23 protein-coding genes and 10 tRNA genes are annotated in these 23,445 nt (G+C 41.0%); 9 read left to right on the top strand and 24 right to left on the bottom strand.

What is annotated here, in order from left to right; all coding sequences use genetic code 11:
- Position 1: 1 nt before the first annotated feature.
- From rlmH to leuS, 6 genes are all read right to left on the bottom strand, one after another.
- Positions 2-472, bottom strand: a complete 471-nt coding sequence (rlmH, locus tag PISS_RS10130) for a 23S rRNA (pseudouridine(1915)-N(3))-methyltransferase RlmH (protein ID WP_002958522.1) — start codon at positions 470-472, stop codon at positions 2-4.
- A gap of 37 nt (positions 473-509) precedes the next feature.
- Positions 510-827 carry a ribosome silencing factor gene (rsfS, locus tag PISS_RS10125; protein WP_013465348.1) on the bottom strand — a complete coding sequence of 106 codons (318 nt, stop codon included), beginning with the start codon at positions 825-827 and terminating at the stop codon, positions 510-512.
- A 62-nt stretch (positions 828-889) separates the two neighbouring features.
- Positions 890-1,519, bottom strand: a complete 630-nt coding sequence (nadD, locus tag PISS_RS10120; protein ID WP_013465347.1) for a nicotinate-nucleotide adenylyltransferase — start codon at positions 1,517-1,519, stop codon at positions 890-892.
- 10 nt (positions 1,520-1,529) lie between these two features.
- Entirely contained in the window at positions 1,530-2,570 is a 1,041-nt protein-coding gene (gene holA, locus PISS_RS10115; protein ID WP_058154959.1) for a DNA polymerase III subunit delta, read from the bottom strand.
- Positions 2,570-3,061 carry an LPS-assembly lipoprotein LptE gene (locus PISS_RS10110; RefSeq protein ID WP_016898943.1) on the bottom strand — a complete coding sequence of 164 codons (492 nt, stop codon included), beginning with the start codon at positions 3,059-3,061 and terminating at the stop codon, positions 2,570-2,572. The genes holA and PISS_RS10110 overlap by 1 nt, the downstream gene beginning before the upstream one ends.
- Position 3,062: 1 nt before the next feature.
- A complete protein-coding gene (gene leuS / locus PISS_RS10105; protein ID WP_058154958.1) occupies positions 3,063-5,651 on the bottom strand; it encodes a leucine--tRNA ligase in 2,589 nt (862 codons plus the stop codon).
- 573 nt (positions 5,652-6,224) lie between these two features.
- Here leuS and PISS_RS10100 point away from each other — a divergent pair.
- From PISS_RS10100 to PISS_RS10085, 4 genes are all read left to right on the top strand, one after another.
- On the top strand, positions 6,225-6,683 hold the full coding sequence (locus tag PISS_RS10100) for a zinc ribbon-containing protein (RefSeq protein WP_016898941.1): 459 nt from the start codon (positions 6,225-6,227) through the stop codon (positions 6,681-6,683).
- A gap of 79 nt (positions 6,684-6,762) precedes the next feature.
- The gene (locus tag PISS_RS10095; protein WP_232311320.1) at positions 6,763-9,189 is read left to right on the top strand and encodes a Lon protease family protein; all 2,427 of its coding nucleotides are present in this window, start codon (positions 6,763-6,765) and stop codon (positions 9,187-9,189) included.
- Complete coding sequence (gene bamJ / locus PISS_RS10090; protein WP_058154954.1) at positions 9,186-9,662, top strand: BamJ family beta-barrel-assembly machinery protein; 477 nt, start codon at positions 9,186-9,188, stop codon at positions 9,660-9,662. Before PISS_RS10095 ends, bamJ begins: the two co-directional genes overlap by 4 nt.
- 140 nt (positions 9,663-9,802) lie before the next feature.
- Entirely contained in the window at positions 9,803-10,315 is a 513-nt protein-coding gene (locus tag PISS_RS10085) for a hypothetical protein (RefSeq protein WP_058154952.1), read from the top strand.
- A 56-nt stretch (positions 10,316-10,371) separates the two neighbouring features.
- On the opposite strand, the gene PISS_RS10080 is transcribed toward PISS_RS10085, so the two are convergent.
- Positions 10,372-10,896 carry a CIA30 family protein gene (locus PISS_RS10080; protein ID WP_013465339.1) on the bottom strand — a complete coding sequence of 175 codons (525 nt, stop codon included), beginning with the start codon at positions 10,894-10,896 and terminating at the stop codon, positions 10,372-10,374.
- A 147-nt stretch (positions 10,897-11,043) separates the two neighbouring features.
- Between PISS_RS10080 and PISS_RS10075 the strand changes: the two genes are divergently transcribed.
- The 4 genes from PISS_RS10075 (at position 11,044) to PISS_RS10060 (ending at position 13,050) form a co-directional block, all read left to right on the top strand.
- Positions 11,044-11,619 (top strand): hypothetical protein, encoded by a 576-nt coding sequence (locus tag PISS_RS10075; protein ID WP_013465338.1) that lies wholly within the window; start codon positions 11,044-11,046, stop codon positions 11,617-11,619.
- Between the two features lie 87 nt (positions 11,620-11,706).
- A complete protein-coding gene (locus tag PISS_RS10070; protein ID WP_232311319.1) occupies positions 11,707-12,201 on the top strand; it encodes a hypothetical protein in 495 nt (164 codons plus the stop codon).
- Positions 12,202-12,218: 17 nt separating this feature from the next.
- Positions 12,219-12,671, top strand: a complete 453-nt coding sequence (locus PISS_RS10065; RefSeq protein WP_013465337.1) for an FxLYD domain-containing protein — start codon at positions 12,219-12,221, stop codon at positions 12,669-12,671.
- Positions 12,672-12,705: 34 nt separating this feature from the next.
- Positions 12,706-13,050: a 2OG-Fe(II) oxygenase family protein gene (locus PISS_RS10060; RefSeq protein ID WP_013465336.1), complete on the top strand. Its 345-nt coding sequence runs from the start codon at positions 12,706-12,708 to the stop codon at positions 13,048-13,050.
- 77 nt (positions 13,051-13,127) lie between these two features.
- Here the strand turns inward: PISS_RS10060 and lnt are convergent, their stop codons facing one another.
- From lnt to miaB, 5 genes are read right to left on the bottom strand one after another with little or no spacing between them, the layout of a single operon-like run.
- Positions 13,128-14,678: an apolipoprotein N-acyltransferase gene (gene lnt / locus PISS_RS10055; RefSeq protein WP_198147816.1), complete on the bottom strand. Its 1,551-nt coding sequence runs from the start codon at positions 14,676-14,678 to the stop codon at positions 13,128-13,130.
- Positions 14,659-15,543, bottom strand: coding sequence for a CNNM family magnesium/cobalt transport protein CorC (corC, locus tag PISS_RS10050; protein ID WP_013465334.1), 885 nt, complete (start codon positions 15,541-15,543; stop codon positions 14,659-14,661). The genes lnt and corC overlap by 20 nt, the downstream gene beginning before the upstream one ends.
- A 22-nt stretch (positions 15,544-15,565) precedes the next feature.
- Entirely contained in the window at positions 15,566-16,024 is a 459-nt protein-coding gene (ybeY, locus tag PISS_RS10045; protein WP_008115159.1) for an rRNA maturation RNase YbeY, read from the bottom strand.
- 4 nt (positions 16,025-16,028) lie between these two features.
- Positions 16,029-17,087 (bottom strand): PhoH family protein, encoded by a 1,059-nt coding sequence (locus tag PISS_RS10040; RefSeq protein WP_008115160.1) that lies wholly within the window; start codon positions 17,085-17,087, stop codon positions 16,029-16,031.
- A gap of 54 nt (positions 17,088-17,141) precedes the next feature.
- A complete protein-coding gene (gene miaB / locus PISS_RS10035; protein ID WP_008467975.1) occupies positions 17,142-18,587 on the bottom strand; it encodes a tRNA (N6-isopentenyl adenosine(37)-C2)-methylthiotransferase MiaB in 1,446 nt (481 codons plus the stop codon).
- A gap of 256 nt (positions 18,588-18,843) precedes the next feature.
- Between miaB and PISS_RS10030 the strand changes: the two genes are divergently transcribed.
- On the top strand, positions 18,844-20,025 hold the full coding sequence (locus tag PISS_RS10030; protein ID WP_029609894.1) for an FAD-dependent monooxygenase: 1,182 nt from the start codon (positions 18,844-18,846) through the stop codon (positions 20,023-20,025).
- Between the two features lie 125 nt (positions 20,026-20,150).
- On the opposite strand, the gene PISS_RS10025 is transcribed toward PISS_RS10030, so the two are convergent.
- From PISS_RS10025 to pth, 12 genes are all read right to left on the bottom strand, one after another.
- A tRNA-Gln gene (locus PISS_RS10025) sits at positions 20,151-20,225 on the bottom strand.
- Between the two features lie 39 nt (positions 20,226-20,264).
- A tRNA-Leu gene (locus PISS_RS10020) sits at positions 20,265-20,349 on the bottom strand.
- A gap of 39 nt (positions 20,350-20,388) precedes the next feature.
- Positions 20,389-20,463 (bottom strand) — tRNA-Gln (locus PISS_RS10015).
- Between the two features lie 41 nt (positions 20,464-20,504).
- A tRNA-Leu gene (locus tag PISS_RS10010) sits at positions 20,505-20,589 on the bottom strand.
- Positions 20,590-20,655: 66 nt separating this feature from the next.
- Positions 20,656-20,730, bottom strand: a tRNA-Gln gene (locus tag PISS_RS10005).
- A 41-nt stretch (positions 20,731-20,771) separates the two neighbouring features.
- Positions 20,772-20,856: transfer RNA gene (locus tag PISS_RS10000), tRNA-Leu, on the bottom strand.
- Positions 20,857-20,951: 95 nt separating this feature from the next.
- A tRNA-Met gene (locus PISS_RS09995) sits at positions 20,952-21,028 on the bottom strand.
- Positions 21,029-21,033: 5 nt separating this feature from the next.
- Positions 21,034-21,108 (bottom strand) — tRNA-Gln (locus PISS_RS09990).
- Positions 21,109-21,147: 39 nt separating this feature from the next.
- Positions 21,148-21,232: transfer RNA gene (locus tag PISS_RS09985), tRNA-Leu, on the bottom strand.
- Between the two features lie 69 nt (positions 21,233-21,301).
- Positions 21,302-21,378: transfer RNA gene (locus PISS_RS09980), tRNA-Met, on the bottom strand.
- A 322-nt stretch (positions 21,379-21,700) separates the two neighbouring features.
- Positions 21,701-22,792: a redox-regulated ATPase YchF gene (gene ychF, locus PISS_RS09975; protein WP_058154949.1), complete on the bottom strand. Its 1,092-nt coding sequence runs from the start codon at positions 22,790-22,792 to the stop codon at positions 21,701-21,703.
- 53 nt (positions 22,793-22,845) lie between these two features.
- Complete coding sequence (gene pth, locus PISS_RS09970; RefSeq protein WP_008467968.1) at positions 22,846-23,430, bottom strand: aminoacyl-tRNA hydrolase; 585 nt, start codon at positions 23,428-23,430, stop codon at positions 22,846-22,848.
- Positions 23,431-23,445 lie beyond the last annotated feature (15 nt).

Below are 23,445 nucleotides of genomic sequence, written 5' to 3'. Positions count from 1 at the left end.
ACTACTCGCGATGATAAGGATGGTTGTTATTTAAGCTCCAGCCTCTGTAGAGGCTTTCAGCAACAATAATGCGTACTAAAGGGTGTGGGAGCGTTAAATTTGATAACGACCATTTTTGCTCAGAGGCAGCAATACACTCTGGGGCTAAGCCTTCAGGTCCGCCAATTAATAAACTGACATCGCGACCATCTAGTTGCCACTTTTCCATGTTTTTCGCTAGTTGATGAGTATCCAGTGCTTTACCGGTTACTTCTAGTGTGACAATACGATTGCCTTTAGGTATGGCGGCTAAGGTTTTTTCACCTTCAATGTGCAAAATACGCTTTATATCGGCATTTTTTCCACGTTTACCAGCAGGGATCTCAATGAGTTCCAATGCCATATCTTTGGGAAAGCGGCGTTGATACTCTGCAAAACCTGTCTCTACCCATGCTGGCATTTTTGTACCAACAGCAATCATTTGTATTTTCACGACGTTACTTCCAAGCGTTGTCTAAAATAGGGAGCAATTAGCCCCAAAGCTTTTCTAGATCGTAATAGCTACGTGCTTGATCTTGCATAACGTGAACAATCACATCACCTAAATCAACGAGTGCCCATTCACCATCGCTTTGGCCTTCATACCCTAATGGCTCTTCACCAGCGTGGCGAGCTTCTTTTGCTAAGTTATCAGCAATTGACAATACATGACGTCTTGATGTGCCTGAACATACAATCATGTAATCGGTTACGTCTGAGCTGCCAGTTACGTCAAGTTGAATCACATCACGTGCTTTCATATCGTCAATTTTGTCTAGTGCAAAAGCGAGTAGTTGTTTCGAATCCAAGGTTTTGTCTCAATTTAAAATTTAATAGCGGTTATTTTAACACGCTGAGGGGTTTATACCAATCACTCTTGATAAAGCTGGTGCTGCTTAATATAGTGACTCACGGCGTCGGGTAATAGTTCACTCTTTTTAGTACTTTTTTTAAGGGCTTGACGGATCTCGCTGGATGCGGCATCCAGCTGTTCCCCCTCTAAAAAGTAAAGGTGTCCGGCATTTGTTTTTTGCAGCAAGGCAATATCAGTGGTAACAGCGTTATGTTGATAGCATTTAAGTTCACCCTGTGTATCACAAATTTGGCCAGGGCGTTGATACACCACCAGATGACAAAGGCGAGTTATTGTTTGCCATTGATACCATTTATCGAAATTGTTGAATGAGTCCATGCCAATTAAAAATAAAATAGGGGTATCGGGGTTTTCTGCTCTTAGCTCTTGCAAACTTAATAAAGAATACGACGGGCCGCTGCGTTGCAGTTCTCGTAAATCAAGTTTGAACGGCGCATAAGGTGTAATTGCGGCTTTAAGCATTGCTATACGATGCTCGGTGCTGATCCCCGGTGCCGCTTTGTGCGCAGGTATTGCACAGGGCATAAAATAGAGTGAGTGTAATTTAAAGGTCGCAACGCATTGCTGCGCCATATTAAGGTGTCCCAAATGAACGGGATCAAAAGTACCACCAAAAATTGCAATCATGTATTTCCCTTTACTGACGGTTACTATGGCAGGGAAGTGGAATATCGAGCGGTTGGCAGAACTTAATGCAAATATGCGCCAATGCTTGGTAAGGGGCAATCAATGCACCTTGCTTGTAACTTGCATCAAACAATGCCAGTTCACTGCTAATATTCTCTAGGGTATGAATGTTTAGCCTGTTAATGGCTGTTTGTACTGGCGCTTGTTGATTTTTCCAAATAGCTTTTTGTTTAAATAAGGTTGCTAATGACTCACCTTGCAATAATCCCTGCTGCACACTCAATAATGTATTAAGGTCTTTATTAATGGCCCATAAGATACTCACAACCTCAGTGTTATCACTGGCAAGTTTGTTAAGTACTTTTATAGCCTGAGCGGTGTGGCCGTTTAAAAGCGCATCACTTAAATCAAAAATATCAAACTTAGCTTGGTTTAGTAGTCCTTGCATCACCAGCTGTTGCGTGATCAGAGCGTCACCGTGTATTAATGCTAGTTTTTCAAGCTCTTGGTAACACGCAAGTAAGTTGCCTTCAGTGGCATTAATTAAACTGAGTTTGGCCTCGTTTTGAATATTTAGTGACAAACGTTGGCACTGCTCATCAAACCAACGCTTTAAGTGATTTCCGCTAAGTGGGTAACAGGGTACAAATAACCCATGCTTATCAAGTGCTTTAAACCACGCGCCGCGCTGAACATCTTGACTGGCCTTAGCGCCTTTTACGATTAAGATCGTATCAGGGTTTTCAAGCTCTACTATTTTTTTAAAGGTGTTTGCGCCGGGTGTCCCCGGTTTTTGCTGGTTTAAATCAAGCTCAATAATAGTGCGCGCGCTAAACAACGACATACTTTGGTATTGCGCGATTATTTCTTGCCAATCAAAGCCCTGAGCTAAAGTGAATTTAATTACTTCATCAAATCCTTGTGCCTTTGCCGTATCGCGAATGAGCTGTACACATTGCGCTTCTTGAAAAGGCTCTTCGCCAAAAACCAAATAAAAAGGTTTTAAGCCTTTTTTTAATTCACTCGATAGCTGATTTGCATAACAACGCATTATAGTTGCGACAACTCTCTAACAATACGACGACTCGCTTGTTGGCGAATTTCGCTAATTAGCAGCTCAAGCTCTTTTGCTTTTGCTAGTGCATTATCTGGATCGTCTTGGTAGTTACGGTATAACTCAAAGCGTTTTTCGATGGCTTTTTGTTTCGGGCGTTTTACTACATAACTTACGCTGTATGCCAGTTCGTACTCAGCTACTTGTCCATTTTGGAACAACGATAAGGTTTGACGCTCTAGTTGTTCTTTAAATAAATAAAGCTGCGCTGATTGTTTACTTGCAGGCACTAAAGTGACATCGCTCATAGCCAGTTCGCTTTGCAAATAGCTAAATAAAGCAGATTTTTGATCATCCCCCACAAGCGTTAGCTGTTTTAAATCATCGGGTAGGCTAGAGGCTTTTTTAAGATGAAAGCCACAGCTCGATAACAAAAAACAGACTAGCACTAAGGCTAGTCCGTTTTTAATGGCGTTTAAAGCAGCCATATTAGTTAGCTACCACGTTAAGTAATTTACCTGGTACATAAATAACTTTTCGTATCGTTGCACCATCAGTAAATTTAGTCACGTTAGACTCGGCAAATGCCAAAGCTTCTACTTGCTCTTGCGTAGCATCAGCTGCCACTGTTAGTTTTGCACGCAGCTTACCGTTTACTTGTACGATGATTAGTTTTTCATCTTCAACAAGAGCAGATTCGTCAACTTTTGGCCATGCCGCATCTAAAATATCACCTTCTTTACCTAGGTCTTGCCATAATTGATGCGATAAATGCGGTGTAATAGGTGCCAGCATAATTATTAATGCTTCCAGTGCCTCGTTAGCAATGGCAACATCTTGTGTGTCACTTAATGGCGCTTTTAATAGCTTGTTTGAAAGCTCCATAATTGCGGCAATAGCGGTGTTAAAGGTTTGACGACGTTCTACATCATCGCTCACTTTTGCGATTGCTTTGTGTAGCTCACGACGTAGTACTTTTTGTGGGTTAGTAAGCGCCGATTTATCAAGTGCTTGGTAACCTACTGTTTTAACGTCTACTGCGTATTTCCAGACACGTTTTAAGAAACGATGTGCGCCTTCAACGCCTGAATCTGACCATTCAAGTGTTTGCTCTGGTGGTGCTGTAAACATCATAAATAAACGCACTGTATCTGCACCGTATTGGGCAATAACTTCTTGTGGGTCTATACCGTTGTTTTTCGACTTAGACATTTTGCTCATGCCAGATGAGAACACCGGTTCACCATCATCTTTATGCCATGCCTTAGTTACGCGACCTTTGTCGTCGGTTTCGGTGTTTACATCACTTGGCGAAATCCAAATGTCGCCACCTTTTTCATCTTTACGATAAAATGTTTCAGCAAGTACCATACCTTGACAAAGTAAGCGGTCGAATGGTTCATCTGAATTAACTAAACCAAAGTCACGTAATAATTTGTGGAAAAAGCGCGAATATAATAAGTGCAATATAGCGTGCTCAATACCACCGATGTATTGGTTTACTGGTAACCAGTAGTTAGCGGCTGCAGGGTCTAACATGCCTTCGTCATGACGTGGGCTACAGTAGCGAGCGTAATACCACGATGATTCCATAAAGGTGTCAAAAGTATCTGTTTCGTGAGTAGCGGGTACACCGTTTACAGTTGTTTTAGCCCAATTCGGATCGGCTTTAATTGGCGATGTAACACCATTCATTACCACATCTTCTGGTAAACGCACAGGGAGCATATCTTCAGTAGCAGCAAGCTCGTTACCGTTTTCATCGCTCAGCATTGGGATTGGAGAGCCCCAGTAACGTTGGCGACTTACGCCCCAATCGCGAAGACGGAAGTTTACTTTACGCTCACCTACACCTAATGCTTCTAGTTTGTCGGCAACAGCGTTAAAGGCGTTTTCAAAATCAAGGCCATCAAATTCACCTGAGTTAACCAGTACGCCTTTTTCGGTGAATGCTTCTTTGCTTAGGTTTACTTCAAGCTCAGAACCTTCAGCAGGGGCAATAACTTGTTTAATATCGAGGCCGTATGCGGTTGCAAATTCAAAGTCACGTTGGTCGTGCGCTGGTACTGCCATTACCGCGCCTGAGCCGTAATGCATCAATACAAAGTTTGCAACCCAAATAGGCACTTGCTCGCCCGTTAATGGATGCGTGGCGTAAAAGCCTGTTGCAATGCCTTTTTTCTCCATGGTTGCCATATCCGCTTCGGCAACTTTAGTGTTTTTACACTCTTCAACAAACATCGCGATCGCGTCGTTGTTTTTAGCTGCTTCTTGCGCGATTGGGTGGCCACCGGCAACGGCTAGGTATGTCACGCCCATAAACGTATCTGGACGAGTGGTGTATACACTAAACTTTTCGTTATTGTCGGTACGCGTAAACTCGATATCTAACCCTTCAGAGCGACCAATCCAGTTGCGCTGCATGGTTTTAACTTGCTCAGGCCAATCTTCTAGTTTGTCTAAGTCGTCTAATAGCTCTTGAGCATAGTCGGTAATTTTTATAAACCACTGTGGAATTTCTTTTTGTTCCACTACCGCACCTGAACGCCAACCACGACCATCAATTACTTGTTCGTTAGCTAATACTGTTTGATCCACAGGATCCCAGTTAACCGTTGACATTTTTTTGTACACTAGGCCTTTTTCGTAAAGCTTAGTGAAGAACCATTGTTCCCATTTATAATATTCTGGGTGGCATGTCGCAATTTCGCGATCCCAGTCGTAGCCAAACCCTAATTGCTTAAGCTGGTTACGCATGTAATCAATATTTTCGTAAGTCCACTTTGCAGGGGCTGTTTTATTTTTAATAGCCGCGTTTTCTGCAGGTAAACCAAACGCATCCCAACCCATAGGTTGCATTACGTTTTTGCCTTGCAAGCGCTGAAAGCGAGAAACCACGTCACCAATGGTGTAGTTACGCACATGACCCATATGCAGTCGACCACTTGGGTAAGGAAACATTGAGAGGCAGTAGTACTTTTCTTTGCTCTCGTCTTCTGTGACTTTAAATACTTGGTTTTCTTCCCAGTAGCGTTGGACTTTTGACTCTATGTCTTGTGGGTTATATTGCTCTTGCATTTACGTTTCCAAACTTCTTGCATACTAATAAAAAATTGTCGATAGGATACCCCAAATAAAGCGTTATTCACAGCGCCAAAGCGGCGCTTTTTACAAATTTGCCGCTAAATTAGTTTTCAGTGCAGGTTAACCTATACTTATCTATGTTAGGAGTCAGTTTTAACTTAGCGTTTGTTAATCTTTTTAGTTAAGTTTACACGCAAGTATTTGAGGTTTAAGCTAGGGTCTGTTGATCTTTGTGGATTACAATTTGTTCAAACTAGGGGCGATTTAATCGCGACGCGAGGTTTGTAACCTAGTGGGCTAAGTAAAAACCGAGCAACAAAGAGTAAATCACCCCTAGGCAGAACCCTTCGGGCAGCGCCTGTTTGGCATTGATGCTGCGTTATCGCCTATTTATGGGGAATAACCACACCACATAGGCTCTGCCTTGCCTAAATACCAAACAGACCGCTGCAAATTTAACCTTGAAAGGTCAACAGACCCTAAACAAAGCCTGTATGGTGTTGTTTTTATCAACAGCTAATAGCGCCGTATAAATATCAGTCCCCTCACAATTTTGAAGGAGTAAAAATGGCAGATTACAGAGCATGGCTAAGCGATTTAACCGATTGGTTAAAAGATGTAAAAGAGCATGAAGTTAAAGCAGCAGTAAAGCGATTTATTGAATCCGAGCAGGCACTTAAAGATTTAGGTGAAGAAAAATATTATCTTTATCGTAATTACCTAATGCGTGACATTTCTCATCTACAAGAAAATAACAACTACTATAATTCGCTTGCATGGCAGGAGCTTAAAGAGTCATTGTGGTTTGAGCTTTCTCATATTGAAGACAAAACACAGCTTGAATGGCAGTCATTAAGTGAAGATTTTAAGCATAATGGTGTTTATCACGCAGGTGAATGGATAGCCATGGGCACATTAGTATGTAAGAATTGCAACCATAGTTACGATGTTTATCATGCAACGCAAATTATTCCGTGTACACAGTGTGATGGCATCTATTTTAGCCGCCAGGCTTTACAACCTTAAATATGAATATTGAGTGGCTTATATAGCCACTCAATACGTCCAAAACCTAGCGAATATGCTGGTAAAAAAAGAAGTTAGAATGACGAAAAAATTGCTGCCACTACCCGTATCAAATCTTGCACCGAGTATTTCATCGAGCCATGTAAACACCTGCATGAGCAATCCATACCCAGAGCAACTTACCTTTATAGGCCAACAACGTGCGCAAAGTGCATTGGACTTTTCTTTAGGAATGGACCTACCCGGTTACAATGTTTACGTGATGGGAGAGGCGGCACACGGGCGTTTTACCTTAGTAAAAGATAAATTAAAAGAACATGCTAAAGAGCGCACTACACCGCATGAATGGTTATATGTTAATAACTACGACGATCACCGTGAGCCTATTGCGTTATTTATGCATGCAGGGCAAAGCAAGCAATTAGCCGATGATATTGACTCATTTATTGATGAAGTGCTCGACACTTTTCCTGCTGCATTTGATAACCCAGCCTATCAGCGTAAGAAAAAATCGATAGACCGTGAATTTAACGATGCTTACGACGGCGCAATTACCGCAGTAGAAATAGCAGCACTTGAACAAAGTGTGGCACTAATTGAAGAAAAAGGTGTAGTCGGCTTTGCACCGCTGATTGATGGTAAACAACTTACCGATAATGAGTTTTCTGATCTTGAAGATGACTTACGCGAGATGTTTTTTGAGCGTATAGAAAAATTAGAAGATGCCCTCATTGAGGCGCTTATTGAGTTACCGCGCTGGAAACGCGAGTCGAAAGAAAAGCTCCGCAACCTTAAAAAGTCTACTGCTGAGCAAGCCACTAAACCGTTATTAAAAGATTTAGAACATAAATATGCCAGCCATATTGGTGTACTGCGTTATTTAAAAGATATACGTGTAGAAATTATTGATGCCGTCCTTGAATGGCTCGACGATGAAGGCGAAAGCGAAGAAAACAAAGAAGACTTTGATCGTAAAGGCATGCTTACCGACTTTTTTGCGCCTAATATTTTGGTCGAATATAAAGAAGGCGATGCGGCACCGGTTGTTTACGAGCCGAACCCCACTTTTGGTAATATTTTTGGCAAAATTGAATACGCAACATCGCAAGGGTCGTTAATTACCAGCTATCGATCAATTCAACCAGGTGCATTGCACCGCGCGAATGGCGGCTATTTAATTATGGATGCTGAAAAAGTAATGGCTCAACCCCAAGTGTGGGATGGGCTAAAGCTGTCGCTAAAAACGCATCAAATAAAAAATGATTTACCTTATCAAGACAGTGTAGTTGGCAGTAGCTTTACGCTTCGCCCGCAGTTAATACCGCTTGATGTGAAAATTATTTTACTCGGCTCACGTGAACTCTATTACACCATCGGTGAATACGACGAAGAATTTGCCGAGTTATTTAGAGTACTTGCCGATTTTGATTATTACTTACCAAGCAGCGATAAGCTGCAGTATCAGTTTATTACTAAAGTCAGTGATTACTGCGAGCAAACATTAAAGTGCACGTTAAACGAATCAGCAATGGTGCGATTGCTTAAGTTTAGTTATCGCCAAGCTGAGCACCATAATAAACTCTCAGCCCGTTTTGCTGATGTACTAGAGCTTGTGGCTGAGGCTAGTTTTTACGCTAAGCAAGATAAGCTGACGGTGATTGATGCTCGCCATATTGACGAAGCGATTGAAGGCAAACAATACCGTACAGGGCAAATTAGTGAAAATATGCTCAGCGATATAAAAGAAGGCCACACCTTAATTGCGACCGACGGGCAAGCCGTAGGTAAAGTAAACGGTTTAACGGTACTGCACATTGGTGATACTTCGTTTGGTACACCTGCACGCATTACCGCCACTGTTTATGCGGGTGCTGATGGCGTTATTGATGTGGAACGCGAAGCTGAGCTGGGTAAAGCAATTCACTCAAAAGGGGTAATGTTGCTTACCGGTTATTTAGGTAACAAATATGCGCAACACTTTAGCTTAACACTCAGTGCGAATATAGCCATTGAACAAAGCTATGGCTACATAGATGGTGATAGCGCCTCATTAGCTGAACTTTGTGCGCTAATATCGGCGATCACCAGTTTACCAATAAGCCAATCTATTGCACTAACCGGCTCTATTAATCAGCATGGTGATGTGCAAGCAATCGGTGGCGTAAATGAAAAAATAGAAGGCTTCTTTAAGCTATGTAAAATGCGTGGTTTAACGGGCGAGCAAGGCGTTATTATTCCAAAATCAAACCAAGTTAACTTAGTACTTGATGATGAAATACTGAATGCGGTTGAACTGGGTAAATTTAATATTTTCGCCGTTGAAACAGTTGACCAAGCGCTAAACTTACTAATGGATATTGACGCGGGTGACATGCTTGATGAGCAGTACCCAGTAGATTCAGTGAATGGCATTGCATTAGCACGATTAAAAGATATTGCTGATATTGTTAACGGCGATAACAGCGACGATAAAGACGACTCAGAAGATGAAAAAGGGGAGTTATGATCAATATTATTTTACTGATTGCTATCGCTATTTTTTGCGTTTTGATTTTTAAAAACAGTAAAAAAGCCAAGCAGCAAGCAATCGCTAATGCGCAAATTGAAAGTGATTACTTAATTGCCAATGCAAAGGTAGAAGGCGTTCAAGAAACCGCGTCTGGCTTGCAATATAAAATAATCCATAAAGGGGATAGCGAAAATACACCTAGCTCAACGAGTATGGTGAAAGTGCATTATCACGGCACTTTAATCGACGGCACTGTATTTGACAGCTCAGTGGAGCGTAAAACGCCGATTAGCTTTGGCTTAAACCAAGTTATTAAAGGTTGGACCGAAGGCCTACAACTGATGAGTCCGGGCGATAAATTTCAGTTTTATATACCGCATCAGCTCGCCTATGGTGAAAAGCGAGTAGGCAGCATCCCGCCTGCATCATTGCTTATTTTTGAGGTGGAATTACTGGCTATAGAGTCGTAATTTTAAAGTAAAAAACACTTTAAGCCCTACTTTAATCAAGTCGGGCTTTTTTATTTGCTCTTATTAGCCAATCCTACTCAAGAATTTAAATCGTCAGTCGATACCTAAAATAGTGACAAATTCATTTTAGGGATAAAATAATGAAGATTTCAACCGCCTCAATCCAATATCAAGCATCTAATTACAACAACCAGCCTTTAATAGAATCAGAACAGCAACGCATTGATGATAAATCAGAGGAAGAACCTGACTATGTTTTATCAGAGTTTTTAGATGCTAAGGTTCAAAAATACAGCGAAGATAACGCAACATTTGCTGAGCAATATCAAAATTTAGAAAAGGCATATAAATATTTCACCCAGCAAGTGGTTGCATTGCAAGAACAAGTAAATAAGCTTAAGCAGAGTACGGTACAACGCAGTTTAACCATTGATAATAGCCAATATGGGCCAGCTGAAGACGATAGTCGCTTAACTATGGATGCTGAGCATATGGGAGCTAAAAAGTATAAAACCGAGCAACAACAAGAAGAGATAAATAAATTGGAGCTGCAACTTAGTGAGGTAAAGTCTCAGCAGGCAGCAATAAAACAACAAATTATTGAGCTAGTAATCAACGAAATGAAAAGGCGAGGCGACGACTTTACTATTTAACCAAAGTCTAACTGTATTAGTTCAGGTTATTTAACCTTGTAATGTACGCAGAAAAGTTAGTTTTTAAACTCAATTTTTTCAACCTCAAGCCTAAATTTCCCCGCCTGTTTACCTGCAATCATAAAGCCAAGCTGCTTTATCTCTTTAAAGCTAATTGTAGGCTGTTGTTCAAGTAAGCGGCCGCGATAAGTAAGCTGAAAATCCTCAGGTAAAAACTCAATATTAAGCCACTCACTCTTCGTGGTACTGAACGAACGTGTATAAGCCGCCCCATCCATGTACTCATTAGTTCTTAAACGTAATTGGTAGGTTTGACCATCGCCCTTAACACGCAGCACTATTTTGGTAATGTTTTGGTTTTTTACATCCAATAGCGTTCGAATAGAAGCAAACCCGCCATTGTTTGCAAGCGATACATTGCCTGTAAACACTAAATTGTCGTTTTCATACAAAACCTGACTATTAGAAATGCCACCCATCACCGAATCATTCACTACATACCAGCGAGCATTGGCGTTTGCCTCGGTTGTGGCAAACAGTAAGTTAAAAACGAAAAGTGATGAGAGTTGTTTGGTGGTCATGAGTAATTCCTTAAAACCATTATTAACAATAATACGTTTTGATGTAATAATTGTTCACTTAATTATTTTAATACTGGGATAAGGTAATCCTTAATTAAAATATCAGCTAAATTAAAGATGTCATAAAATATAAGGATATTAATTTATATGACTAAAAAGCGTGTGATTCTCATTATCCTAGCATTTATTGTTATGATGATCGCGCCTGTCGGCCTATATGAGTGGTACTCTTCAATCGACCCTTCGTTTATTCCTAACCGTTTTTATGACTTTTTAAGTCATTGGATTTTAAGCTTTATTACTATTTCTTTAGTGTTTGCCTTTCTATTTCATTTAATAAAAACGCCAAATGCGAGAGAAGAGTTTAATACTTACTTTGATCAAGAGGGGATTATACTTAAGTATTTAAGCATCATTATGATACCCATTTTGCTGTATGCGTATCTTTGGGCTGTCATTTGTGCGCCGATTCAACTATGGGCGCATTATCATTTAGGCGATTATTGGTCTGAAGAATATACCTTAGTTGAGTCTGAAGCTTGTTATAGCGATTATGAGCCGAATTGCGTTCGTTTACTCTTTGAAGATACATCTACAAACAAACAGCACACCATCAGGTGGTATTTAGATAAGCATAAGCTTTTAAAACTTAAAAATACAAAAGTGAACTTAGTTGGTGAAAAAAGTTACTTTGGCTATGTTGTTACTGAAATACAGTGGTGATTTATGCAGTTTTATAAAAAAGAGGTACGACGGGGTTTTTTATTTCTTCTATTCGTGTTTGTTTTTACTATGCTAATTGGACTCTCTTTGGATTGGGATGAATTTTATGATCCTGCATTTATACCGAATGCGCGCTTCGCTTTTATAGAATTTAAGTTACTACCAATTTTAACAGTGTTAATTATCTATATACTGTTGAAAAAATACAGAAACAATAACGACGTTAAAAGCCAATTTTTTACAGGAAGTAAACTCGTTAAAGGGTTTCTTTTTCTAATGTACCCATGTTTAATTTATATGTCGTTATGGTCTTTAAGCATAGTACCTATCAAATATATGGCAGTGCATAGGTTGGGAGAAATTTGGTCAAAAGAATATTTATTAACAAGCATAGGAGTATGTCGTAGTGATTACGGCAATCAATGTATTAAGCTAAATTTATTAGACTTATCAACCAAGAAAAACTATTCCATACGTTGGTACTTAGATACTAAAGAGCTACAAACACTTAAAAACAAGAAAATAAATTTAGTCGGTGAAAAAAGTTACTTTGGCTATCTTGTTAACGAAATACAATGGTAAAAACTAAAGGGAATTAAATGGACAGTAATAATTTTAATCAGAGCATAAAAGGCTTTTTTTGGGGAGTTGGGTTTGTAATAGCAATGCTTGGTGGCATTAGTGTGTTCGCCCTGACGATCGCCGCTGATGTTGACAATGGATTCAAAACAATGGTTTCTAATAAAGCATTAGAAACCAGTGATGAATTTAATAATGACTATAAACTTACTCTTTCTGAAATATACAAAGAAAATGGTCAAGTAAGAATAGCGGCTGAAATAAAAAATATTACTGATGAGAGCATTTATACGGGAACCGTTATTGCTTCTACATTTGACGAAAGTGGCAAGTTTATCGGTAACTGTGTAGGCAAAAGCACAGACAACTTTCTAGAGCCTAACCAAATTAGCTATGTTGACATTAAATGCAATTTATTTAGATCACAAGCAAGTAAAGTTCACTCGACAAAGCTTAAAATTAAGTGGTTTTAGAGCATGTATTCGAGTTTTTTTAGAGTAATTATAGATGCCAAATAAGTTATTTAGTTGGGAGCGTGGGCGACAAAAGTCAGGCTACGACAAAATGCTACTCTGCTGTATTTTCGCTCCGTTTAAGTTTGATGCCTACTTAATTAAATTCCCACAAGGGAGTGAAATAAAACCGCATACCGATAAAGTGAGAACTGGTAAGCACTTTAGACTTAACATTGTGCTAAAACATGCGGAAGAAGGCGGTGAGTTTATTTGTGACAACCCAATTATAAATTACCACCGAGTTAAGCTGTTCAGGCCTGATATAGAGCAACACCAAGTATCAAAAATAGAAAAGGGCAGTCGTTATATTTTAAGCATAGGCTGGATTAAAAAATAGATTTGCTAAGATTGGTTAGATACCAGAGCAACCTTTCTCTTACTGATAGCTGACCACTAATAGTTATCAGCTATAATTTACTTCTTAAACCTAACCCCAAATCCAATCATACCCAACAACACCATTACTCCCCACACAACCATATTGCCGTATTGGCTATACACGCTATCCCCTTGTATGAGCTTTATATTGGCTTTGAGAGTAGTAGCTTCAAACTGTGGCATAGTTTGGCGTGTTTGGCTTATGGGGTCATATACACCGCTTATGCCGTTGTTGGTAACACGTACCAATGGGCGCTGTAGTTCAAGGGCGCGCATGCGGGCAATTTGCATATGCTGGTGGGGGCCGATTGAATCACCAAACCAGGCATCGTTGCTTACGGTAAATAGTAAATCAGAGTCGCTTTTGTAGTTACCCCGCACTAAATCGGCAAAGACTATTTCATAGCAAATAGCGGGCAGTAGATTAAAGCCATTCGCGCGTAAGTTATTTTGCACTTTATCACCGCGAGAGAACGACGACATAGGCAAATCAAATAACGGAGCTATGGGGCGTAGTATGTCTTCAAAAGGAACAAATTCTCCAATAGGCAATAACTGATGCTTTTGATAGCGGTTACTATCTAAGTAACGGTAGTGGCCGTGTTCATCATTTTGCTCTTTGTTACCGACCACAATCAGCGTATTAAAAATGGTTCTTGTATCGCGTTGGTAATCGACAATACCCGTTACTAGCGCGGTTTTATTAAATGAGGCGGCACTGTCTAAGCCTGCTAAATATGAATTAGCGAGGGCTTCTATTTCAGGGACTGCGGCTTCAGGCCACACAATTAAATCAGCATCCCAGTGACGGCGCGTCATATCCTGATACTTACTCATGGTGGTCCAAAACTCACTGGGGTCAAAGCGCAAGTGTTGTTTTATATTACCTTGTACAAGCAGCACAGAAAGGTCTTTATTGGAGTAATGGGGTGCCTTTGTAAAATGTGCACCTGCAAAAGCTAAAACAACCACAGCAGCGGTAATAGCAGGCACTTTATATTGTTTTTGGGTTAAGCTGTACAATGCAAAACCAATGGCAATACATAATAGCGTGAGTCCAAATTCACCAATAAAAGGAGCAAGGGCATTCAGTGGACTGTCGGTTTGTGTATAACCAAAGCTTAACCAAGGAAAACCGGTTAACAGCTTGGCTCGCAAATACTCACTAATCGCAAAACAAGGGAGTAGTAGCGCTGCAAAACTTATAGAGCCGTTTGAAAAACGAGTGATTGCCCACAGCGCCAACGCAGGAAATAATGCAAGGTAGCTGCACAGTAATACCATTAACGAAATGGAAGCGATAAGTGGCATACCACCAAAGGTGGCAATAGATACATGCACCCAGCTAATGCCTGCACCAAACCAGCCTAGACCAAATATAAAGCCATATTTAGCCGCCGTTTTAGCGTGGTTTTTTCCGGTGAGGTTTGCAGGGATACAATAAAATAATGCGGCCAAGCTAAAAAATACAATTGGCCAAATACCAAAAGGCGCGTAGCTAAAAGTCAAAACAAGGCCCGCAACCAGTGCGAGCCATGCTTTTTTATCTTTTGCTAGTAGGGTGAGGCTAGTTAGCAGTTTCTTCACTGTCGTTATCATCAGCCTTAGGAATGGTGACTTGCAGTTGTAATATACGACGGTTATCAGAATTAGTTACTTTAAACTGAAATCCGTCTATATCAATGGTTTCGCCACGACTCGGCATATGGCCAAAGGCATGTAATACGGTACCACCAATAGTATCGGCGTCTTGCGAACTATAGCCTGATTTAAAATGCTCGTTAAAGTCATCTACAGGCGTTAGTGCCTGCACAACGTAAACATGTTTAGCTAGTTGACGAATATCTTGTTGTTCTTCTTCTTCATCGTGCTCATCTTCGATTTCGCCAACAATGATCTCAAGAATATCTTCAATGGTGACCAAACCAGATACGCCGCCGTATTCATCAATCACAATCGCCATATGGTAGCGTTGCTGACGAAACTCGTTAAGCAGGGTATCAACCCGTTTACTTTCAGGCACCACCATAGCTGGACGTAAATAGTCACGTAGCGATGGTAAATGCTCATCTTTGTTTAAAATGAGAGGTAATAAGTCTTTTGCGAGTAAAATCCCTTCTACATGGTCTTTATCTTCACACACAACCGGAAAACGAGAGTGGGTAGAGTCAACCATCATAGGTATATGCTCTTCAAGCGGGCTATCAATTTCCAAAGTGACCATTTGTGAGCGCGGTATCATAATATCTCGCACTTTAAGCTCAGACACACCAAGCACACCTTCAATCATTTCTTTGGTTTCAGGATCGATTACATCCCGCTCTTGGGCATCGGCAATCACCTCAACCAGCTCTTCTCTATTCTGGGGTTCCCCTTGCAACATGTGGGTTATACGGCCCAGCCAAGTCCTGCCAGAAGAACCCTGGCTAGATTGCGAGTTATCGTCGCTCATTACGTCTAATTGCTCCGTTTATTTAAATATCGTCCCGGTATGGGTCTGCTATGTTTAGTTCAGCAAGTAATTGCTTTTCTATACTTTCCATCTCTAACGCATCTTCACTCTTTATATGGTCAAATCCAAGTAAATGCAAGCATCCATGAATAACCATATGGGCAAAGTGGTCATGAAATGACTTTTCTTGCTCTTGCGCCTCAGCCAAAACGATGGCTGGACAAATAATTAAGTCACCCACAAGTGGGATATCAATACCCGGTGGCGCTTCAAATTCAAACGATAATACGTTGGTAGGCTTATTTTTACCACGGTAGTCATTATTGAGCTGTTGCGACTGTGCTTCATCGCTAATGACAATGGTCAGCTCAGATTCATCGCGGTATTGGCTAAGTACTTTATCGGCCCACATTGCAAACTGCTCAAGGCTGGGTAAGTTGTCAAACTCACACGCTATTTGTAAATCAAGTTCTGTTTTCACGGTATTACTCTTTAGTCGCAGGTTGCTCATGAGCGGCAAGCGCTTCTTTAGCTTGTTGTTTCTCTAATCGCTTAAGGCGCTCACGTTCATCGTTGCGCTCATAGGCTTCAACAATACGTGCTACCACTGGGTGGCGTACTACATCATGCGATTTGAAAAAGTTAAAGCTAATTTCATCAACGCCATCTAACACTTCAATAGCATGACGAAGGCCAGAGCGCGCTCCCCGAGGTAAATCAACTTGGGTTATGTCACCGGTGATCACCGCTTTAGAATTAAAGCCAATACGGGTTAAGAACATTTTCATTTGCTCTGTGGTGGTATTTTGGCTTTCATCTAAAATAATAAACGCATCATTAAGTGTGCGTCCGCGCATATAAGCCAGTGGCGCAATTTCGATGATGTTTTTTTCAATCAGCTTTTCAACACGCTCAAAGCCAAGCATTTCAAATAAGGCATCGTAAAGTGGGCGTAAGTAAGGGTCTATTTTTTGGCTTAAATCACCGGGTAAAAAGCCAAGTTTTTCACCCGCTTCAACCGCAGGGCGAGTGAGCAATATACGACGTATTTCTTGGCGCTCTAGTGCATCAACTGCCGCCGCAACGGCAAGATAGGTTTTACCTGTACCCGCAGGGCCAATACCAAAGGTAATGTCGTGGTGCAAAATATTAGCAACATACAAGCCTTGGTTATCGTTACGCGGTTTAATAACGCCACGACGGGTTTTAATCATCATTTCTTTGCCGTAGGCGCTACTTGAGGTGTCTTGCTCAAGCGCTTTAGACTCAGTGATGGCTAAATGGACGTTGTCAGGTTCAATTTCGCCAATTTCCCCACGTACAGGCTGAGTATCAATATAAAGGTTTTTTAAGATCTCTACCGCGCCAGCGCTACTGTGTAGTTTACCGGTTACTTTAAAAAAGTTATCACGATGAATAATTTCAACACCTAGACGGCGTTCAATTTGTTTGATGTTTTCGTCAAACGGGCCACATAATGAAGAAAGGCGTTTGTTGTCGGCAGGTTCTAAATAAATCTCTAATGTTTTTAACTGATTACTCAAAATTACTTCCTATTACAGTGCGCCAGAGTTAACTGGCGCAATGAATTTTTGCAACTAAGGTACGAAAGTAGCAACGCCAATTTCGTTAGCTGTCTCGGTTTTTTGCTCACTCGCTGCTTTGGTTAAAATAGCAGAAGGGGCAATTTCGCGGCGTAAGTTCATTTCTGATTCTGTACGAATTAAATCGCCACGTAAAGAGTTTGGTAGTGCCTCGGTAATACGTACATCAACAAACTGACCGATCACTGTGTGTGGGCCAACAAAGTTAACTACACGGTTGTTTTCAGTTCGGCCACGTAATTCCATTGGGTTCTTCTTAGAAGGACCTTCAACTAAAATACGTTGTTCGGTATCAAACATTTGGCGGCTAATTTGCTGTGCCATTTGTGTAATACGGTTTTGTAATAAGTACAGGCGCTCTTTTTTCTCTTGCTCGGTTACGTCATCTGGCAAATCGGCCGCTGGCGTACCTGGGCGTGCACTGTAAATAAAGCTAAAGCTCATATCAAAACCAATATCGTTGATAAGGTTCATGGTCGCTTCAAAATCGGCCTTGCTTTCACCTGGGAAACCTATGATGAAATCTGACGACATACTTAAGTTAGGGCGAATTTTACGTAGCTTACGAATAGTTGATTTGTACTCAAGTGCAGTATGGCCGCGTTTCATTAAGTTTAAAACACGATCTGAGCCACTTTGTACTGGAAGGTGTAAGTGATCAACCAGCTCTGGTACATCGGCATACGCATCAATAATGTCAGGCGTAAACTCAACGGGGTGTGAAGTGGTGTAACGAATACGGTCAATCCCGTCAATTGCGGCTACTAAACGGATAAGGTCTGAGAAATAGCAAATTTCACCATCGTGTGTATCACCACGGTACGCATTTACGTTTTGACCTAGTAAGTTAACTTCACGTACGCCTTGCTCGGCTAACTGTGCAACCTCTAATAACACGTCATCAACAGGGCGACTTACTTCTTCACCACGCGTGTAAGGTACAACACAGAAAGTACAGTATTTAGAACACCCTTCCATAATTGATACAAACGCAGAAGGACCTTCTGCTTTTGGCTCAGGAAGACGGTCAAATTTTTCAATCTCTGGGAATGAAATATCAACCACTGATGACCCTTTGTTACCTTGCACTTGTTTGATCATTTCAGGTAAACGGTGCAAAGTTTGTGGACCAAAAATAACATCGACAAACGGCGCGCGTTGACGAATTGAATCGCCTTCTTGCGATGCTACACAGCCGCCAACACCAATAATCAGGTCTGGTTTGTCATCTTTTAATAACTTCCAACGACCTAATTGGTGGAATACTTTTTCTTGCGCTTTTTCACGAATTGAACAGGTGTTAAGTAATATAACATCAGCATCAGCAGCTTCTTCAGTTAGCTGATAGCCGTTGGTCGCATCTAGAAGATCAGCCATTTTCTGAGAGTCGTATTCGTTCATCTGACAACCCCAGGTTTTAATATGCAGCTTTTTGCTCATTGAAATATAGCCTCGTGTTCAATTCGATAGTGGCACAAACATGTGCTAGAAACAGGTATAAGTGGCGCAATTATTAAATTTTGCTCGACTTAAAGGACGCGTATTTTAGCTGGATACACGCTCAAAACCAAGTATAGATTTCATGTTTGTGATCTGAAATCGATATAGTATGGGTTTAATAAGAGAATTAAGCGAAGCGCTCACACAGAGCAAACTAATTACGATACAATCAAAGCAGAGTTAAGTCAGAAGTAAAATGATGAAAAACATGGCTAAAAATAATGTAATTGTAGTAGGCGGCGGCATGGTTGGTGCCGCTATGGCTATTAAATTAGCGCAACAAGGCAAAGCCGTACGTGTTATTGAAAAACACCCAATAGATGCATTACTAGTGCTTAGCAGTGATGAAGTTGATATACGAGTATCAGCTATTAACCGCTTTTCGGAAAAACTGCTTGATCAGCTTGGTGCTATGCCATTGCTGCGCGAAAATAGACTCGCTCCCTATGAGCAATTAGAAGCCTTTGAGCGTGGTAACGATCATTTATTATTTGATTGCCATGCCATCAATACCACGCATTTAGGTCATTTAATCGAGAATAAGTTAATTCAAGCAAGCTTATGGCAGCAATTTGGGCAGCATAATATTGAAATGATTAATCCTTCATCGGCTTTAACTGCAATAGAGCAAAACCCTGATAGCATTACTTTGCACTATAACGAACAAAGCTATACTGCTGATTTAGTCATTGCAGCCGATGGTGGGCAATCACAATTACGTAGCAAAGCCAATATTGGTATAACTGGGTGGCAATATCAGCAGCATTGTATGGGCGTGCTAATAAAGCTCGATGCACCACAACAAGTTAAAACATGGCAGCAGTTTACACCTACAGGGCCTGTTGCGTTTTTACCTATGCAAGCACCTTATGCAAATTTAATTTGGTATGACGATGCAAATACCCTCAAAGCATTTAAAGCCCTACAACCTAGCGCATTAAAAGCTCATATTATTGAAAAGTTTCCAAAGCTCGCTGGTGATTTTGAAGTACAAAGCCATGCTATATTTCCTCTAGCAAGGCAGCATGCTAATAATTATTCACAAGGGCGACTCGTTTTAGTGGGTGATGCGGCGCACACCATTAATCCTCTGGCAGGACAGGGCGTTAATTTAGGTTTTCAAGATGTGGCTGCCTTAGCTGAAGTGTTGCGTACGGCTGATGATGTAGGTTGCCCGCTAATGCTTAAAGAGTACGAACGTAGTCGTCGTAACGCTAATTTATTAATGATGAGTATGATGGATGCTTGCTACTTTGGTTTCTCAAACCAAATAGCCCCATTAAAATGGGCGCGCAGCACATTTTTAAAGTTAGCTAATAATACAGGGCCGGTAAAAAACTGGGTATTAAAATACGCAATAAGTGGTGAGCTTAGTTAGTTGATGAAAAGGCTCAAACTTGGGTCTTTTTTTATATCGTAAAAAATGTGGTATTGGATTATAAAAGTAAAAATATTAGTGGCTTTGAAGCTAGTGTGGGGGTGCAATCAAAAAAGCGTGCAAATTGGCTGGGATACCAGGATTTGAACCTGGGAATGCCAGGATCAAAACCTGGTGCCTTACCGCTTGGCGATATCCCAACTCTAAATTTGGATGAGTTTTAGTTCTAATTAAGAACATGGTGCGGAAGGAGAGACTTGAACTCTCACATCCTAAGATACTGGAACCTAAATCCAGCGCGTCTACCAATTCCGCCACTCCCGCAGTTCTTATTCTTATACAACATTCTTTGGTAGAAGAAGTTGGCTGGGATACCAGGATTTGAACCTGGGAATGCCAGGATCAAAACCTGGTGCCTTACCGCTTGGCGATATCCCAACTAAGAAATTGCTGATAATTTTAATTCTTATCAAAGAATATGGTGCGGAAGGAGAGACTTGAACTCTCACATCCTAAGATACTGGAACCTAAATCCAGCGCGTCTACCAATTCCGCCACTCCCGCATACAAATTTATGTTTATACTCCTAACAGAGTATTTCTTAATTCAACATTCTTTGGTAGAAGAAGTTGGCTGGGATACCAGGATTTGAACCTGGGAATGCCAGGATCAAAACCTGGTGCCTTACCGCTTGGCGATATCCCAACTAAGAAATTGCTGATAATTTTAATTCTTATCAAAGAATATGGTGCGGAAGGAGAGACTTGAACTCTCACATCCTAAGATACTGGAACCTAAATCCAGCGCGTCTACCAATTCCGCCACTCCCGCATTATCACTTTGAATTAATCAAAGAAATGGTAGTTATTTTAAACTCTTCATTGAGCTGCAATTTAACTCTTGCAGAGCCACTTCTATAAAAGAAATGGTGGCTAAGACGGGATTTGAACCTGTGACCCCATCATTATGAGTGATGTGCTCTAACCAGCTGAGCTACTTAGCCATTGTTGGCTGGGATACCAGGATTTGAACCTGGGAATGCCAGGATCAAAACCTGGTGCCTTACCGCTTGGCGATATCCCAACAATAAACAATTGATAGTTTTAATTCTTATCAAGAATATGGTGCGGAAGGAGAGACTTGAACTCTCACATCCTAAGATACTGGAACCTAAATCCAGCGCGTCTACCAATTCCGCCACTCCCGCATTATCACTTTGAATTAATCAAAGAAATGGTAGTTATTTTAAACTCTTCATTGAGCAACAAAAAATAAATGGTGGCTAAGACGGGATTTGAACCTGTGACCCCATCATTATGAGTGATGTGCTCTAACCAGCTGAGCTACTTAGCCATCTTTTTTGTTAGCACTTCATCGCTGAGTGCGGGGCGTATTATGCTGATATGCCCCAAATTCGTCAACACCTTTTTTGCAAAAAAACACTTAAGTTGGTTTGTTTGCAGGAAAAATAGGCTAACCGGCTACTTTTTAATTAAAACGTTGCTTTTTTAACACTCTTTGTGGGCTTTGTATTGTAATTTTGGCTTTGCCTTAGAATTCTAAGCCTATAGTAAGGGTAGACTAATTATTACTTTTATTCGGCTGAAAAATAAAAAGGCTCGTAAAAACGAGCCTTTAAAAAACAATGAGCCACTTAACGTGGTGCAATGTTTAATTATACGTTGAACAAGAAGTTCATTACATCGCCATCTTTAACAATGTACTCTTTCCCTTCTTGGCGCATTTTACCTGCTTCTTTTGCACCGCTTTCACCTTTAAATGCAATAAAGTCATCAAAAGCAATTGTTTGTGCGCGGATAAAGCCACGTTCAAAGTCGGTATGAATTTTACCCGCTGCTTGTGGCGCTGTTGCACCCACTGGGATAGTCCATGCACGTACTTCTTTTACACCCGCAGTAAAGTAAGTTTGCAAATGTAGTAGCTCATAGCCACCACGAATAACAAGGTTAAGTCCTGGCTCTTCAAGACCAAGGTCAGCCATAAACTCTAATTTGTCTTCTTCGTCAAGCTCAGATAGCTCAGATTCGATAGCTGCACACACAGGCACAACAACCGCATCTTCAGCAGCCGCTATTTCACGGACACGATCTAGCAATGGGTTATTTTCAAATCCTTCTTCAGCCACGTTAGCAATATACATAGTTGGCTTAATAGTTAAGAAGTTAATAGGTGCAATGGCTGCTTTTTCTTCTTTTGTTAGCGCTAAAGAACGTAAAGTTAAGCCTTCATCAAGATGCACTTTTACTTTTTCAAGTACCGCATTTTGCTCTTTAGCGTCTTTATCGCCACCTTTTGCTTTTTTTGCATTACGGAACATTGCTTTATCAGCACTGTCCATATCAGCAAGAACTAGCTCGGTGTTGATCACGTCAATATCGTCAGCAGGGTCGATAGTACCCGCTACGTGAATAACGTTTTCATCTTCAAAACAACGAACTACATGGCCAATCGCATCTGTTTCACGGATATTTGCTAAAAACTGATTGCCTAGGCCTTCACCTTTCGATGCACCTTTAACTAAACCTGCAATATCCACAAATTCCATACTGGTTGTAAGAATACGTTGTGGGTTAACAATTTTAGCAAGTTCGTCTAGGCGAGGATCTGGCACCGGTACCACACCTGTATTAGGTTCAATGGTACAAAAAGGAAAGTTAGCGGCTTCAATACCCGCTTTAGTCAATGCATTGAAAAGTGTTGATTTACCAACATTAGGCAAGCCAACGATGCCACATTTAAAACCCATAGTAAGATACCTTGTTTAGATTCGTTTAATACGTGCGACCGTATACCCAAAAATTAGGGTTTAAACGAATGTAGTCTGTTTTGTGCTTTTAACACACCGTCTTTAGCAAGTATTTCCATACAACGAACTGCTTCATCAACTGCGGCATCCATTTTTTCTTGATCGTCCTTGGCTGCTTTACCAAGCACCCAACCGGTGACCATTTCGCGATGTCCTGGATGACCTACACCTATGCGTAAGCGCATAAAGTCTTTTTGATTTGCCATTTTTGCAATAATGTCTTTTAAGCCATTATGACCGCCATGTCCCCCGCCTTTTTTTAATTTAGCAACGCCCGGGTCTAAATCCAATTCATCATGGGCAACAAGTATGTCTTCCACGGGGATTTTAAAAAAATTGGCTAAACTACTCACCGCTTTGCCACTTAAGTTCATGTAAGTGGTGGGGATCAGTAATTTGAATTCTTTGCCTTGAATAATCACTTTGCCAGTAAGGCCGTGATATTTAGGGTCGTGTTTTAGCGTGCAGTTGTAGCGTGCAGCGAGTTCTTGAATGAACCAAGCACCTGCGTTGTGGCGTGTATTTGCGTATTCGGGGCCTGGATTAGCCAGGCCCACAAGCATTTGAATAGAATTCAAGGTGCGAGACCTTAA

Origin of the sequence: Pseudoalteromonas issachenkonii (assembly GCF_002310795.1) — a bacterium.
Taxonomy (GTDB): Bacteria; Pseudomonadota; Gammaproteobacteria; order Enterobacterales; family Alteromonadaceae; genus Pseudoalteromonas; species Pseudoalteromonas tetraodonis.
This window is presented reverse-complemented; position numbering and strand designations above follow the sequence as displayed.

What these genes read in the sequence shown, in the direction of transcription:
- nadD (WP_013465347.1), bottom strand. Translation starts at nt 1,519, where the DNA reads ATGATTGCAATTTTTGGTGGTACTTTTGATCCCGTTCATTTGGGACAC.
- holA (WP_058154959.1), bottom strand. Translation starts at nt 2,570, where the DNA reads ATGCGTTGTTATGCAAATCAGCTATCGAGTGAATTAAAAAAAGGCTTA.
- PISS_RS10110 (WP_016898943.1), bottom strand. Translation starts at nt 3,061, where the DNA reads ATGGCTGCTTTAAACGCCATTAAAAACGGACTAGCCTTAGTGCTAGTC.
- leuS (WP_058154958.1), bottom strand. Translation starts at nt 5,651, where the DNA reads ATGCAAGAGCAATATAACCCACAAGACATAGAGTCAAAAGTCCAACGC.
- PISS_RS10100 (WP_016898941.1), top strand. Translation starts at nt 6,225, where the DNA reads ATGGCAGATTACAGAGCATGGCTAAGCGATTTAACCGATTGGTTAAAA.
- PISS_RS10095 (WP_232311320.1), top strand. Translation starts at nt 6,763, where the DNA reads ATGACGAAAAAATTGCTGCCACTACCCGTATCAAATCTTGCACCGAGT.
- bamJ (WP_058154954.1), top strand. Translation starts at nt 9,186, where the DNA reads ATGATCAATATTATTTTACTGATTGCTATCGCTATTTTTTGCGTTTTG.
- PISS_RS10085 (WP_058154952.1), top strand. Translation starts at nt 9,803, where the DNA reads ATGAAGATTTCAACCGCCTCAATCCAATATCAAGCATCTAATTACAAC.
- PISS_RS10080 (WP_013465339.1), bottom strand. Translation starts at nt 10,896, where the DNA reads ATGACCACCAAACAACTCTCATCACTTTTCGTTTTTAACTTACTGTTT.
- PISS_RS10075 (WP_013465338.1), top strand. Translation starts at nt 11,044, where the DNA reads ATGACTAAAAAGCGTGTGATTCTCATTATCCTAGCATTTATTGTTATG.
- PISS_RS10065 (WP_013465337.1), top strand. Translation starts at nt 12,219, where the DNA reads ATGGACAGTAATAATTTTAATCAGAGCATAAAAGGCTTTTTTTGGGGA.
- PISS_RS10060 (WP_013465336.1), top strand. Translation starts at nt 12,706, where the DNA reads ATGCCAAATAAGTTATTTAGTTGGGAGCGTGGGCGACAAAAGTCAGGC.
- corC (WP_013465334.1), bottom strand. Translation starts at nt 15,543, where the DNA reads ATGAGCGACGATAACTCGCAATCTAGCCAGGGTTCTTCTGGCAGGACT.
- miaB (WP_008467975.1), bottom strand. Translation starts at nt 18,587, where the DNA reads ATGAGCAAAAAGCTGCATATTAAAACCTGGGGTTGTCAGATGAACGAA.
- PISS_RS10030 (WP_029609894.1), top strand. Translation starts at nt 18,844, where the DNA reads ATGATGAAAAACATGGCTAAAAATAATGTAATTGTAGTAGGCGGCGGC.
- ychF (WP_058154949.1), bottom strand. Translation starts at nt 22,792, where the DNA reads ATGGGTTTTAAATGTGGCATCGTTGGCTTGCCTAATGTTGGTAAATCA.